This window comes from Stenotrophomonas sp. A3_2 (assembly GCF_036624925.1).
Taxonomy (GTDB): domain Bacteria; phylum Pseudomonadota; class Gammaproteobacteria; order Xanthomonadales; family Xanthomonadaceae; genus Stenotrophomonas; species Stenotrophomonas hibiscicola.
Genome location: NZ_JAZKVY010000268.1, coordinates 1 through 351 on the forward strand (window position 1 = coordinate 1; position 351 = coordinate 351).

The 351-nt window shown below is 75.2% G+C and carries 1 protein-coding gene; it reads left to right on the forward strand.

The features are described from left to right. Positions 1-351, forward strand: a 351-nt coding sequence (locus R5H29_RS12690; RefSeq protein ID WP_332329248.1) for a TetR/AcrR family transcriptional regulator, incomplete at both ends; no start/stop codon positions are given.

Here is a 351-nt window from a genome sequence, read left to right on the forward strand (position 1 = left end):
GGAGGTTGGGCTGGCGCAGGCCTCCACCCCGATGATCTGCACGCGTGCCGGCGTGAGCCGCGGGGCGCTGACCCACCACTACCCGAGCCGCGCCGAGCTCGTCGCGGCGGCGATCGAGCACGCGACCGCCACTGCGCTCCAGGGGCTGGACCAGGCGCTCTCTTCCTCCGCGCCGGGGCGGCAGGCCGTGGCGAGCTTCTGCGGCGCCATCTGGCGGACCACGGAGGGCCCGCTCTTCGCCGTGGCGCTCGAATTCCTGGTGGCCGCCCGGCACGACCCGGCCTTGTGGCCAGCGCTGCAGCAGGGGCGCGAGGCCCTTGAACGTCAGGTGGCCGAGCGGCTGGCGGACGT